16 protein-coding genes and 1 tRNA gene are annotated in these 11162 nt (G+C 35.0%); 6 read left to right on the top strand and 11 right to left on the bottom strand.

Translation table 11 applies throughout. From position 1 onward, the window contains the following. Positions 1–193, top strand: a 193-nt coding sequence (locus OZD62_RS05530) for a hypothetical protein (protein ID WP_275019617.1), incomplete at its 5' end; no start/stop codon positions are given. 265 nt (positions 194–458) lie between these two features. Here the strand turns inward: OZD62_RS05530 and tyrS are convergent. From tyrS to rsfS, 3 genes are read right to left on the bottom strand one after another with little or no spacing between them, the layout of a single operon-like run. Continuing rightward, entirely contained in the window at positions 459–1709 is a 1251-nt protein-coding gene (gene tyrS / locus OZD62_RS05525; RefSeq protein ID WP_007548582.1) for a tyrosine--tRNA ligase, read from the bottom strand. 1 nt (position 1710) lies between these two features. Beyond that, entirely contained in the window at positions 1711–1950 is a 240-nt protein-coding gene (locus OZD62_RS05520) for a hypothetical protein (RefSeq protein ID WP_010963049.1), read from the bottom strand. Further along, the gene (gene rsfS, locus OZD62_RS05515) at positions 1941–2258 is read right to left on the bottom strand and encodes a ribosome silencing factor (protein ID WP_264705857.1); all 318 of its coding nucleotides are present in this window, start codon (positions 2256–2258) and stop codon (positions 1941–1943) included. Before rsfS ends, OZD62_RS05520 begins: the two co-directional genes overlap by 10 nt. 179 nt (positions 2259–2437) lie before the next feature. Between rsfS and OZD62_RS05510 the strand changes: the two genes are divergently transcribed. From OZD62_RS05510 to OZD62_RS05500, 3 genes are read left to right on the top strand one after another with little or no spacing between them, the layout of a single operon-like run. Further along, positions 2438–3055: an AAA family ATPase gene (locus tag OZD62_RS05510; protein WP_275019615.1), complete on the top strand. Its 618-nt coding sequence runs from the start codon at positions 2438–2440 to the stop codon at positions 3053–3055. Beyond that, a complete protein-coding gene (locus tag OZD62_RS05505; RefSeq protein WP_006279569.1) occupies positions 3048–3536 on the top strand; it encodes an RNA pyrophosphohydrolase in 489 nt (162 codons plus the stop codon). The genes OZD62_RS05510 and OZD62_RS05505 overlap by 8 nt, the downstream gene beginning before the upstream one ends. Next, the gene (locus OZD62_RS05500; RefSeq protein ID WP_010082353.1) at positions 3533–4300 is read left to right on the top strand and encodes a TatD family hydrolase; all 768 of its coding nucleotides are present in this window, start codon (positions 3533–3535) and stop codon (positions 4298–4300) included. Before OZD62_RS05505 ends, OZD62_RS05500 begins: the two co-directional genes overlap by 4 nt. 27 nt (positions 4301–4327) lie before the next feature. Here OZD62_RS05500 and mdh read toward each other — a convergent pair whose 3' ends face one another. From mdh to OZD62_RS05465, 7 genes are read right to left on the bottom strand one after another with little or no spacing between them, the layout of a single operon-like run. Continuing rightward, a complete protein-coding gene (gene mdh / locus OZD62_RS05495) occupies positions 4328–5278 on the bottom strand; it encodes a malate dehydrogenase (RefSeq protein ID WP_275019613.1) in 951 nt (316 codons plus the stop codon). Between the two features lie 3 nt (positions 5279–5281). After that, positions 5282–5854 carry an NADH-quinone oxidoreductase subunit C gene (locus tag OZD62_RS05490; protein ID WP_006279573.1) on the bottom strand — a complete coding sequence of 191 codons (573 nt, stop codon included), beginning with the start codon at positions 5852–5854 and terminating at the stop codon, positions 5282–5284. Next, positions 5847–6353: a NuoB/complex I 20 kDa subunit family protein gene (locus OZD62_RS05485; RefSeq protein ID WP_006279574.1), complete on the bottom strand. Its 507-nt coding sequence runs from the start codon at positions 6351–6353 to the stop codon at positions 5847–5849. Before OZD62_RS05485 ends, OZD62_RS05490 begins: the two co-directional genes overlap by 8 nt. A gap of 3 nt (positions 6354–6356) precedes the next feature. After that, complete coding sequence (locus tag OZD62_RS05480; RefSeq protein ID WP_006279576.1) at positions 6357–6710, bottom strand: NADH-quinone oxidoreductase subunit A; 354 nt, start codon at positions 6708–6710, stop codon at positions 6357–6359. 18 nt (positions 6711–6728) lie between these two features. Continuing rightward, a complete protein-coding gene (locus OZD62_RS05475) occupies positions 6729–7097 on the bottom strand; it encodes an HIT domain-containing protein (RefSeq protein ID WP_010082356.1) in 369 nt (122 codons plus the stop codon). Between the two features lie 3 nt (positions 7098–7100). Continuing rightward, positions 7101–7358 (bottom strand): hypothetical protein, encoded by a 258-nt coding sequence (locus tag OZD62_RS05470; protein WP_275019611.1) that lies wholly within the window; start codon positions 7356–7358, stop codon positions 7101–7103. 16 nt (positions 7359–7374) lie between these two features. Beyond that, on the bottom strand, positions 7375–8142 hold the full coding sequence (locus OZD62_RS05465) for a hypothetical protein (RefSeq protein ID WP_275019609.1): 768 nt from the start codon (positions 8140–8142) through the stop codon (positions 7375–7377). Between the two features lie 183 nt (positions 8143–8325). Between OZD62_RS05465 and OZD62_RS05460 the strand changes: the two genes are divergently transcribed. Continuing rightward, a complete protein-coding gene (locus OZD62_RS05460) occupies positions 8326–9855 on the top strand; it encodes a UDP-N-acetylmuramoyl-tripeptide--D-alanyl-D-alanine ligase (protein WP_022626416.1) in 1530 nt (509 codons plus the stop codon). A 50-nt stretch (positions 9856–9905) separates the two neighbouring features. Continuing rightward, on the top strand, positions 9906–10856 hold the full coding sequence (locus tag OZD62_RS05455) for a complex I NDUFA9 subunit family protein (RefSeq protein WP_275019608.1): 951 nt from the start codon (positions 9906–9908) through the stop codon (positions 10854–10856). An 8-nt stretch (positions 10857–10864) separates the two neighbouring features. Here the strand turns inward: OZD62_RS05455 and OZD62_RS05450 are convergent. Next, a tRNA-Arg gene (locus tag OZD62_RS05450) sits at positions 10865–10938 on the bottom strand. Positions 10939–11162 lie beyond the last annotated feature (224 nt).

Raw genomic sequence — 11162 nt, 5'->3', positions numbered from 1 at the left:
TCTTTTTTCTAGAAATTTGTTATATTCGCTATGGTTACTGACCCTCATTTTTTGTGGCATATTTTTTCTTTCAAGGTTAAATGGCTATTTTATAATGAATTTTGTCAGTAGCCACCAGATTTTTTCAGTTGCTATGCAACAAAGCCATCCCAGTGTCGGCTACTTGGATGACAAGAAGAGGGTACTTGGATAAGAGGCATTGCCCTCCTGGTAGGCCCAAATTGCAATGTCCGTACAGTTATGGATTCATTCGCGGTATAGATTCCGCTAATGAGTAGCGGAATGACGAATTTGTTGTTTTTCAAATTGTAGGTAAACCTAAGCCACTTTAGCTATATATAATAGAATTTCGCTTTCTACTATCTTTCCAGTTGTTTTATACATAATTCTCGAATTTTGAAAATTTGCTCCATATCTAATTTCTCACTTGTATAAAATTTGTTTTCTTACTTCGAGACCTAATCTACCACAACTTTTATATGGCGTTTCTTTCCTGCAGATAATTTTATAAATGGCTGATCTTTAAAGCTTTCGAAATTTATTACATGATCAATATTGTTTACAACATTATCATTAATCTTGCATCCGTTGCCCTGTATTAAACGCTTTGCAGCGCCTTTTGAAGGTTCAAAACCGGTGTCATGTAGTAGGTCTACTAAGGATATGCCGCTTGCAACTTGTTCTTTTTTTATGATGTAATCAGGAAGTAGTGAGCTATCTTCATTCTCAAAAGCAGAAATTGCAGCAAATTGTGCAAGTTCCGCTTCTTTGTCACCATGACATATTTTTGTCACTTCTGTTGCCAAGACCTTTTTTGCTTCATTTATTTCTTGATCCTTTAAAGACTCTAATTTTCTAATCTCATCAATTGGCACATCAGTGAGCAATCTTAAAAAACGTCCAACATCTTGATCATCAACGTTGCGAAAATATTGCCAGTAGTCGTAAGGCTTTAGCATATTATCATCAAGCCACACTGCTCCACTTTCAGTTTTGCCCATTTTTTTTCCTTGTGCATTTAATAAAAGAGGCATGGTAAGGCCAAATAGCTCAGGTAAATTCAACTTTTTTCCAAGTTCAATTCCGTTTACTATATTTCCCCACTGGTCTGACCCTCCAATCTGCAGACGACAATCATATTTTTTATTTAATTCAATAAAGTCGTAAGCTTGCAATAGCATGTAATTAAATTCTAGAAAGCTTAAGGTTTGCTCTCTATCCAGCCTGGTTTTCACACTATCAAAACTTAGCATACGATTTACAGAAAAATAAGCTCCTATATCACGCAAAAAATCTATGTATTTTATGTTATCCAACCAATCTGCGTTATTTACTATCATTGCACCAGTCTTGCTGTCATTAAAAGACACCATTTTCTCTAATATTCTCCTTATACTGGATGTATTTTGATTGATGTTCTCTACAGGCAAGATGCTTCTTGCTTTATCTTTGAAGGATGGGTCACCAATTTTTGTTGTGCCACCTCCAAGTAAGACTATCGGCTTATAACCAAATTTTTGTAGGTGACAGAGCATCATAATCTGAATTAGGTGACCAGCATGAAGACTTGGTGCTGTGCAATCAAACCCAATGTATGCAACTATATAATTGCTCTGCAATAATAATTGATCTAGTCCTTCAATGTTTGTGCATTGGTATAGGTACCCTCTTTCTTGGATGAAATTTAAAAATTCAGATGCGTGTTTCATTTTATAAACCCCAGTCTATCCTGTCATTAATGCCGAAGGTAACCCTAATAGAGAAGCCAGTGCCCAGACACTGGAACTTAATTATAAACAAGCACACTATACAACGTTTCCGATGAAATTGCATGAAAAACTGGATTCCAGTGTCAGCTACTTTCATGACACCACTACCTGTGCAGGAGTTGCCTTCAAAATTACAACGTTTGTGCAGTTGTGCACCAGCTATCCAGGCAATCAGTTCCATAACTCTTCTATTTTATAATACTCCCTTACTTCCGGCCTGAATATGTGAACCATTATGCCTTGAAAATTCAAAACTACCCAATTGCCTTCATCCATACCTTCTACATCTATTTTATCATGTGGCTTGAGGCTTTTTATTACGTGCTCAGCTAAAGCTTTAACGTGACGGCTTGAATTACCAGATGCAATAATCATATATTTTGCAATAACGGTTTTATTCTGCACATCAAAAGTTACTATATCATGACCTTTATTTTGATCTATTATCTCTTCAATTGTACTTCTTATCGATTCCATATCGCTAAGCATTGTTTACAGGTTATATGATTCATTTATAATTATATACTCAAAATTTCTAAATATGAACTATTTTCAACGCAACTACTTGTTAAAGGTATTACCTGCATCTATTTTATCATCATGTTTTTAGCATGTACAATGTATATACTTTTTATATAATTGAAAATAGCTTTTTACTAGTATTCATTATGGGCAAGACTCTCATCTATTTAATCGGCTTTCCAGGCAGTGGTAAGTTTACTACTGCAAAGGAACTGTGTAAAATCATTGGTGCAGTAATAGTAAGCAATAATCTATTCAATAATATTATATTTGATATTGTTAAATTACAAAACGCTGAAGTTCCAGATGACCTATGGGAAAAAATTTTTGCAGTTAGGGAAAATGTATTAGCAATACTGGAAAAACACTACGTAAAATCAAAACATTATATATTTACAAATGAATTGATAGAGGGTGATCCCTATGACCAAAGATTATATAACTCAGTGGTAAATTTAAGTAAAAAAATGGACATGGAAATTTTTTCTGTAGTATTACATTGTAATAATGAAAAACTAGTAAGACGTGTCCAATCAGAAGAGAGATATCAGGAAAATAAAATTACTGATCCGGATTTTGCTATAAAGAAAATTGAAGGGAAAAGGCTATTTATACCTGAGGGTTCGCTTGAAATTGATAACTCGAACTTGAGTGCAAAGGAAGTTGCAAAGAAAATTGCTGAAGAGATGAAGAAAGAAAAAAATGGAAAATTAATTAAAACTTCTGTAACAAATCATTTAAAAACAGAGCGTACTCGTGGTTGAGCAGAAAGATAAGTACCGTCCTTGTGTTGGCATAATGCTATTTAACAGACAAGGACATGCCTTTATTGGAAAACGCTTTGATAGCGATTCTTACTGGCAGATGCCACAAGGAGGTGTTGATGATGGTGAGGAACTGGAACAAGCAGCGTTACGTGAGTTGCTAGAGGAGGTTGGTACTAATAAAGTAAAGGTTATAACTAAAAGCAAGGATTGGATATACTACAACTTGCCTGAAGAAGTTATACCAATATGCTGGAATGGAAAATATTCTGGTCAAAAGCAAAGGTGGTTCTTAATGAAGTTTTGCGGAGAAGATGAGGACATTGATATTAATTATACTGGTCATCCAGAGTTCAAAGAGTGGCGTTGGCAAGGTATAGATAGTTTAGTAGCCAGTGCTATATCATTTAAAAAAGAAGTTTATAAAACAGTGATAGAAGAGTTTTCTTCTATAATAAAAGCCTCAACAATAAGCTCATGATAGTAGATTCTCATTGCCACTTGATTTATTTTTCTGACGATGAAATACCAAAAGTAATTTCAAGGGCAGAGCAAAATGGTGTAAAGGTTTTGCATAACATATGCGTAAGCATTGACGATGTTCCTAAGTTATTAAAAATTTCTTCATCCTATGATCAGGTCTACTCCTCTGTTGGTATACATCCGCTTGATGCTGCTATAGAAAACGGTGAGTGTATACATGTTGATGAATTAGTTGAATTTACCAAGAACCAAAAGGTAATTAGTATCGGTGAAACCGGGTTAGATTTTTATAAATCTGACAACAAAGACAATCAGAAAAAAAGTTTTGCATTACATATAGAAGCGTCAAGAATAACTGGACTACCTTTAGTGATTCACACAAGAAGCGCTGATAATGAGATGATCGATATGTTAAGGTCAGAAATGAAAGCCGGTGCTTTTAGTGGAGTAATGCACTGCTTTGCTTCCTCTAAAGAACTTGCTTATCAATCTATAGATTTGGGGTTATATATTTCATTTTCTGGAATTATTACTTTTAAAAATGCGAGCTTACTCAGAGAAATTGCACAAAATGTACCACGCGAGCGTGTTTTAGTCGAAACTGATGCACCATATCTATCACCTGAGCCTTATAGGGGAAAAAAGAATGAACCAGCAATGGTGAAATACGTTGTTGATTGTTTGGCAGAGTTGTGGAATGAGTCACCAGAACAAGTAGCGAAGGTAACCACAAGCAACTTTTTTAGGCTGTTTGAGCTATAAAGAAGCTCTATAAAACCATTAATTTGCTTATGAACCTAAAGATTTCACCAGCTCTCTCACCGAGTTTACAGACTTATTAAATATTTCTTGTTCACTATCATTCATTTTAACTTCTAGGATCTTTTCAATTCCGTTTTTTCCAATAATTACAGGAACACCAATAAACAACTCTTCTACACCATATTCACCATTAAGGTAAGCAGCACATGGTAATATGCGCCTCTTATCTTTTAAATATAATTCTAACATGCATATAGCTGAAGATGCAGGAGCGTAGTATGCAGATCCAGACTTAAGCAGATCAACTATTTCTTTACCGCCATTGCGAGTGCGTTCAACTATTTCATCGACTTTTTTCTGTGTGATAAGACCCATATCGATAATTTGAGTAAGTGGAACTCCAGCAACTGAAGCACAATTGATTAGTGGTACCATAGTGTCGCCATGTCCTCCAAGCACAAAAGCAGATATATCTTCAACTGAGATATTTAACTCACTTGCAAGAAAGTAACGAAAACGGGAAGAATCAAGCACTCCTGCCATGCCAACAATCATATTAGTTGGAAGGTTTGAAAATTTATGCACCACTGAAACCATGGCATCCAAAGGGTTGGTAACCACTATTACAAACGCGTTTGGAGAATATTTTTTAATATTTTCGCCAACCTCCTTCATTACTTTAGCATTGGTTTGCAGGAGGTCATCCCTGCTCATTCCAGGTTTTCTAGCGATGCCAGCGGTTATTATAATTGCATCGGAGTTTTTTATATCTTCATACCTATTTGTGCCAGTAATATTGACATTAAATCCATCAATAGGGGATGATTCTGCTATGTCGAGTGCTTTACCTTGTGGTATTCCATCACTAATATCAAGTAAAACAACATCACCGAGTTCCCTTAGTGCAATCATATGGGTGAGAGTTCCACCGATATTTCCTGCACCGATTAAAGATATTTTTTTTCTTTGTACTGTCATTTTCTACTCCTTTGTATTTACTTTTATGGTTTTACCTTCCCAAGGCGATAAGCTATCAAACATACGAAAATCTTGCGGTAAATCTATAGGATTATACACAACCTTTTTTGTCTCTATATCATATCTTACTTCCTCATAACCAGTGAGAGGGAAATCTTTTAACATTGGATGACCTTTGAATCCATAGTCTGTTAGAATCCTACGCAAATCAGGGTGATCAGAAAACTCTATTCCATACATATCAAACACTTCACGCTCAAACCACAAAGCCGTACTAAATATCTTCGCTACACTTGGAGGCATGTCGCTTTCACATAACTGAAGCTTTATGTGTACTCTAATATTATGCACAATGCTGAGTAGATTGTATATTAGCTCGAAACGCTTCTCTCTATTTGGATAGTCAACCCCAAAAATATCAACTAATAGTTCAAACCTACACTTTTCATCATCACGTAGAAAGAATAGGTACTTTTCAATTTCATCTAAAGTTGAATATATTACAATAATGCCATCATCTTTTTGAATGCACTCGCATTTGGTCTTTTTTTGTATATACTTTGCAGTTTTATCCATTCCGAGTCCGTTTTATTTTGTTTTGTAGGCATAGCATTCCATATAGCAACGCCTCAGCGGTTGGTGGGCATCCAGGGACATACACGTCAACTGGCACAATTCTATCACAGCCTCGGACTACTGAATAAGAGTAATGGTAATAACCACCACCATTTGCACAACTTCCCATGGAAATAACATACTTCGGGTCTGCCATTTGATCATAAACCTTGCGCAATGCTGCTGCCATTTTATTAGTTAGTGTGCCAGCAACAATCATCACATCTGATTGACGTGGGCTTGCACGAAACATTATACCATATCTATCAAGATCATAACGGCTGGATGCAGTATGCATCATCTCAACTGCGCAACATGCAAGACCAAATGTCATTGGCCACAATGAACCAGACCTTGCCCAATTCATTACATAATCTGTTAAATCACCAAATTTAGTGACAAGAAACCCTTCTTTTTTATAACGACCCCAGTCATCATTAGATAGAATTTGATTTGTCATAAACTACTCCCACTCTAATGCACCTTTACACCATTCATAGATAAAACCTATAGTGAGTATTGCAAGAAATACCATCATAGACCAAAATCCACCATAGCTTATCTTAGATAAGGAAACAGCCCAAGGAAAAAGAAAAGCAATTTCTAAGTCAAATATTATAAATAATATTGAAACTAGGTAAAATTTGATGTCAAAATTTTTCCTTGCACTGGATAGTGGATTGAAGCCACACTCATATGTGGAAAGCTTTTCACCATCTGGCTTACTCACTGCAAGAAACATAGGCAATATACCTAAAGCAAAAGATACTACAATTGATACGCAGATAAAGATTACTATGGTTAAATATTCGCTCATTTAACAAAACATATAACACTATGAGTTTACATGCTTTCCTAACTTTTTACCACCTAAAATATGCACGTGAAAGTGTGGTACAACCTGCTCTCCATTTTCACCGTAGTTAGTGACTAATCTATATCCTGTTTTTTCTAGATTATATTTGTGTGCTATCTCTCTTACAGTTTTGAAGAAATCCGCTATTTCCTCTTCAGGAGCTTTTAGAATGAAATCATCATATGAAATATATTGATTTTTTGATATAACTAAAATATGAACTGGTGCGTCAGGGTACTTATCATGAAAAGCTAGTACATTTTCATTTTCATGTACCTTCTCACAAGGTAACTCACCTCTTAATATTTGAGCAAAGATGTTATCGCTATCATAAACTTCATTGCTCATATTTTAAGAGCGACCTTTCCCTCTTTCTTCGTTTTTCTCTACATTAGGTGTAGATAGTGGTTTTATCGCATCACCAGAAGCATCTTCAAGATTTAAGGAGCTTACAAGTTCCCTTACTTTTACTATGTCCTGCTGTTCTTTCAAAAAGGGTTCTATTCCACTTACCCTTTTTCCAGTAATAACTCCTGGTTGTAAGTGATACATATCCCCAGGAACAGTTAGACTATGATGTCTTTCCTCTATTTTTTTAGCTTCACTCATAATACTCCCCTATAACTTATTTTTGCATTCCACAACTTTGCGACTTACCTGCTTTTATAGCTTCTTGCGCCCATTTTTTCTCACCTGAAGCTATAGTTTCTGAAGGCTGACCAACATCAGACTTCACAACTTTGTCTGATGACTGCTTTTGATTATCATATTCCTTATACAATTTTTCTGCAATACCATACAGCAATTTTAAGTCTGTGTGAACTTTAAATTCTCCACCAGTAATTTTTGCTAGATCTTTAAGGTTACCGTCAACTTTTTGTTTAATTTCTTCAATAGCAAGCTTTTTTATCTCCTCTGGACTCTTTCCTTTATATTTAATGTCTTCAATTATTTTTTTAACATCAACTTCAATTACAATTTTATTTTCTTCTTTAAAGATAGTTACATTTGGCAGGTTTTGCTTTATTTCACCTAATCGTTCTGGCGTCAAATAGGGTATATCCCCTGTCAGAGTCCTTGATGCTAAAAAAGTTACCTTTCCTGTTCCTTTCTTTTGCTCCATTATTTGGACACCAAGATCCTCACTAGCTTGTGTGGTTTCTATAGGTGGATCATATTCTTCAAGTGGGTTGCCAATAATAGAACGTCCGCCATTTTTTATGTCGTGCCGCATTTCATCCCAGGACTTAAACCAATTCTTTGGCCATATAGGGTACACTGCACCCTTGACTAGAACTTTTACACCTCTACCCAGAAAACTTCCTACTCCCGAAGCTGCATCACCAACTTTAGCTAGTATAGAAGTAGATTTTTCATTTTTTCCTGTGAACATACATACCTCCAAGGTACTTTCTACAACTAAATACATTTTAATTATAGACGAAAAAATTTAAACTTCCATATCCATTATAAGATAGAATTATAGGGATTGCAACCATTATTTGCACACTGTCTAAAACATGTAGTATTTTCGCTACTTTTATTGTTCAATTTATTATAAAGAATACTCTAAATTATGTTTAAATGGAACACAAATAATATCATTGATGCAACTGGCGGAAGAGACGTAAATGGTTGTAATTGGATACATAGCTCAAATATTTCAACGGACACAAGAAGCATAAAAAAAGGTGATTTATTTATTGCCCTCAAGGGAAAGAATTTTGATGGCCATAATTTTTTGCATGAAGCGTTTTTAAAAGGGGCTATCGCTGCAATAGTGAGTGAGGGTAAATATAAAAGTTTCCCTCTCATTATTGTACAAGATACCCTGAAAGCTTTGCACGATATGGCATCATATTACATTAGAAATGTTCTTATTGATGCTAAAGTTATTGCAGTTACAGGCAGTGTCGGAAAAACCACTACAAAGGATATGCTACACACTGTTTTATCGCAATATGGAGTGTCCCATGCAAACGAAGGTAACTTAAATAATAATATAGGATTGCCTTTGACAATTCTGAAAGCTCCAAAAAACTGCCAGTACTTAATTCTTGAAATGGGAATGAATAAAGCTGGTGAAATAAAAGAATTATCAAAAATTAGTAATCCGAATATTGCAGTTATTACCAACATCGAACCTGCACATACTGAAAATTTTTCATCACTATTTGACGTTGCACAAGCGAAGTTAGAAATTCTGTATGGTATGAAAAATAACGGTACTTTGGTTTTAAGCAGAGATAATAAATATTATGATTATCTCTCATCACACGCCAATAGAAATGTAATAAGCTTCGGTAAAGATAAAAATGCTGAAGTTTGTTTACTAAACTTAATAAGAAACGATGAGTCTTCTGTCATTTCAGCACTATCTTCTGTCATCCCAGTGCTTGACTACTTGGATCCAGGAAGTTCAATTGCAAATGAGCATATCAGACGGTTGTATAATAAAGACTGGATTCCAGCGTCACGCGCTGGAATGACATCAAACCGAGTTGCTAATAGATTAAGTTTAAAAATCAGGCTGAGTGATAATCAAATTATAAACTGTAATTTACGTGTACAAGGTGAGCATTTTGCTTATTCGCTACTTGCTGTTGCAGCAGTTGTGCAAAGCCTCGGACTTGATTTATCAAAATTACCACTTGCACTTAAGAATTTTAGTGTAGCGAAAGGTAGAGGCAATATTCATAAGGTCAAATGCAATAAAAAATATATACATTTAATTGATGACTCCTATAACGCCAGCCCTGCTTCGATGAAAACTGCAATAAAAACTTTGAGTACATATTCTAATCAGAGAAAAGTAGCTTTGCTTGGTGATATGTTGGAACTTGGTGATGAAAGCATAGAGTTTCATACAGATTTGGTTAAGATTATCACAGAAAATAATATAGATAAAGTTTATACAGTTGGTAAATTTATGTTAGAATTGCATGAGCTTTTGCCAGATAATATAAGAGGCACGCATTTTAATGATTCTAATCAATTGAAAAGTGATTTAGCTAACATTATTCAGAATAATGACGCAATTCTAGTTAAAGGCTCACGAGGAATGAAAATGGATCTTATTGTACGGGAATTCGTAATAAAATATTAAGCGAAATCATTGTATTAATTTACAGTAACAAATTATTAGGAACTTTAATTGTGACAAAACGTGTAATTATTTTTGGTGGAACGGGGTTTATAGGGAAACACATCGTAAGACGCTTGGCAGCAGAAGGATATTTAATAAAGATATTCACTCGTAATCAGGAAAAAGCTGCTTGTTTAAAATTGTGTGGCAATTTAGGACAAATATCAATATTTAAAGGCGATTTTTTTGATGAAAAATCAGTTCTGGATGGTATGGAAGAATGTGATGTAGCTATAAACTTAGTGGGAATATTATATGAAGCAAAAAAGCACGATTTTTACGCTGTTCACGTTAAAATAGCTGAAAGGATAGCAAAAGCTGCAAAAATGAAAAATGTACCTATGATGATACATTTTTCTGCTATGGGAATAGAAAATAGCAAGTTGTCAAAATATGCCAAAAGTAAATTGGAAGGTGAAAAAGCTGTAACTTCAGCATTTCAAAAAGCAATAATAATTAGGCCAAGCCTTGTATTTGGTAAAGAAGACAACTTCTTTAATAAATTTGCAAGATTAGCAACTATTCTTCCTTTCTTACCACTAATTGGCAATGGAACAACTAAATTTCAGCCAATATGTGTAATAGACTTAGCTGAAGTGGTATATCGTATTATCAGTTTTAATAAGCAAGACAAGAAAATTTATAACATGGGTGGACCAAAGGTTTACTCTTTCAAAAGCTTATTGAAGTTTATTCTGAATGTTACTAACAGAAAGTGTTTGTTGATCAATGTATCTTTTCCAATGGCAAAGTTAATAGCTTTCTTTTTAGAAAATAAAATTATTTCTATGCTGCTAAAACCAATAACCGGAGATACGAACCCTATGCTTACTCAAGATCAGGTGAAAGTTATGATGAATAGTTCAATCGAAAAGTCAGTTGACCTTGAAACAATGAAGGTTCGACCATTAGCAATTGAAAATGTGGTGCCAGAGTACTTGAAGATTTATAGAAAGTATTGATAAAAGAGTGTGCCCGGTGGGATTCGAACCTACGACCCACAGCTTAGAAGGCTGTTGCTCTATCCAGCTGAGCTACGGGCACACAACATATATAAAATGCTTCTTAGTACAAGTGAAGTCAAGTACTTCGTGTGAATATGATGTTTATCTTGCGACACCTTGTCATTGCAGTTGTGTGTCGCGCGCTGCCAAAATTGGATGCGAGAAGTCTATTTATTTTAGAAAATATTATATAGAAACTTACTTGACACCCTTCGCCAGCGCCCTTATCATGATAGTGAAGCTATTGTATTTGCTTTCGCCAAT

This window comes from Wolbachia endosymbiont of Drosophila seguyi, assembly GCF_028981765.1.
In the GTDB taxonomy this organism is placed as follows: Bacteria; Pseudomonadota; Alphaproteobacteria; order Rickettsiales; family Anaplasmataceae; genus Wolbachia; species Wolbachia pipientis.
Note: the sequence above shows the minus strand (reverse complement) of the source record. Positions and strands in the feature narration are given on the sequence as shown.

Bases quoted from the DNA above. Each gene is read 5' to 3' on its own strand.
- rsfS (WP_264705857.1), bottom strand. From the start codon at position 2,258: ATGCTTAGCGATATGGAATCGATAAGAAGTACAATTGAAGAGATAATA.
- OZD62_RS05485 (WP_006279574.1), bottom strand. From the start codon at position 6,353: ATGACAAATCAAATTCTATCTAATGATGACTGGGGTCGTTATAAAAAA.
- OZD62_RS05460 (WP_022626416.1), top strand. From the start codon at position 8,326: ATGTTTAAATGGAACACAAATAATATCATTGATGCAACTGGCGGAAGA.
- tyrS (WP_007548582.1), bottom strand. From the start codon at position 1,709: ATGAAACACGCATCTGAATTTTTAAATTTCATCCAAGAAAGAGGGTAC.
- mdh (WP_275019613.1), bottom strand. From the start codon at position 5,278: ATGACAGTACAAAGAAAAAAAATATCTTTAATCGGTGCAGGAAATATC.
- OZD62_RS05475 (WP_010082356.1), bottom strand. From the start codon at position 7,097: ATGAGCAATGAAGTTTATGATAGCGATAACATCTTTGCTCAAATATTA.
- OZD62_RS05465 (WP_275019609.1), bottom strand. From the start codon at position 8,142: ATGTTCACAGGAAAAAATGAAAAATCTACTTCTATACTAGCTAAAGTT.
- OZD62_RS05480 (WP_006279576.1), bottom strand. From the start codon at position 6,710: ATGAGCGAATATTTAACCATAGTAATCTTTATCTGCGTATCAATTGTA.
- OZD62_RS05470 (WP_275019611.1), bottom strand. From the start codon at position 7,358: ATGAGTGAAGCTAAAAAAATAGAGGAAAGACATCATAGTCTAACTGTT.
- OZD62_RS05520 (WP_010963049.1), bottom strand. From the start codon at position 1,950: ATGGAACTGATTGCCTGGATAGCTGGTGCACAACTGCACAAACGTTGT.
- OZD62_RS05510 (WP_275019615.1), top strand. From the start codon at position 2,438: ATGGGCAAGACTCTCATCTATTTAATCGGCTTTCCAGGCAGTGGTAAG.
- OZD62_RS05490 (WP_006279573.1), bottom strand. From the start codon at position 5,854: ATGGATAAAACTGCAAAGTATATACAAAAAAAGACCAAATGCGAGTGC.
- OZD62_RS05500 (WP_010082353.1), top strand. From the start codon at position 3,533: ATGATAGTAGATTCTCATTGCCACTTGATTTATTTTTCTGACGATGAA.